The organism is Herbaspirillum sp. B65, from assembly GCF_000333555.1.
Lineage (GTDB): Bacteria > Pseudomonadota > Gammaproteobacteria > Burkholderiales > Burkholderiaceae_D > Herbaspirillum > Herbaspirillum rubrisubalbicans.
Genome location: NZ_BADI01001228.1, coordinates 1 through 1,117 on the forward strand (window position 1 = coordinate 1; position 1,117 = coordinate 1,117).

General features: G+C 67.0%; 1 protein-coding gene. It reads right to left on the minus strand.

The genetic code is table 11. The features are described from left to right. Positions 1-4: 4 nt before the first annotated feature. Positions 5-1,117: acetyl-CoA C-acetyltransferase (locus tag I5W_RS28845; RefSeq protein ID WP_044531832.1), on the minus strand; the 1,113-nt coding region annotated here is incomplete at its 5' end.

Genomic DNA, 1,117 nt, shown 5'->3' on the forward strand with positions numbered 1-1,117 from the left:
TCTGTCAGGCGCGCTCGAAGATCGCCGCCAGCCCCTGGCCCCCGCCGATGCACATGGTCTCGAGACCGTAGCGCGCCTGGCGCCGTTTCAGTTCATGCAGCAGCGTGGTCATCATGCGTACGCCCGTCGCGCCGATCGGATGCCCGAGTGAGATCGCCGACCCGTTCACGTTGAGGCGATCGGGATCGTTCCATCCCCAGCCCTTCAATACCGCCAGCACCTGGCAGGCGAACGCCTCGTTCAATTCCACCAGGTCCATCTGGTCCAGCGTCAGGCCGGTTCTTGCGAGCAGCCTGGCGACCGCAGGCACCGGTCCGAACCCCATGGTCGCGGGTTCGCAGCCGGCAGCGGCCCAGCCAACCAAGTAGCCCATCGGCTGCAATCCCAGTTCATCGAGCTTGTCTTCCGCCACGATCAGGCATGCCGCCGCGGCATCGTTCTGCTGGCTGGAATTGCCGGCCGTGACTACGCCTCCCGCCATCAACGGACGCAATTTGGCCAGCGTCTCCATGCTGGTCGACGCGCGGATACCTTCGTCGCGCCTGACGAGCAATGGTTCGCCCTTGCGCTGCGGAACCGTGACCGGGACGACTTCCGCGTCGAACCGCCCGGCCTCCCAGGCCGCAGCCGCGCGCTGGTGGCTGCGCATGGCGAAGGCGTCGGACTCTTCCCGGCTGATCCCGAACTGGGTGGCGAGATTCTCGGCAGTCTCGATCATGCCGGAGATGGGGCCGAAGCGAGACTCGGGTTGCGAGCGCTCGCGGCCGCGTTCGAGCCGGTCGTGCATCGTCACGCTGCCGGAGCGGCTGCCCCAGCGCATATCGGTGGTGTAGTACTCGATATTGCTCATGCTTTCGACGCCACCCGCCATCACGACGTCGGCAGCGCCGGTCTGGACCATCATGGCCGCGCTCACGATGGCCTGCAGGCCGCCGCCGCAACGGCGGTCGAGCTGCATGCCGGGCACGTCGACCGGCAGTCCTGCCTGCAGCGCGATCCAGCGTCCGACGCAGGGTGTCTCGCTGCTGGCATACGACTGGGCGAACACAACGTCCTCGATGCGACCCGGATCGATGCCGCTGCGCTTTAAAACTTCCCGCGCGGCGATGGCGCCCAA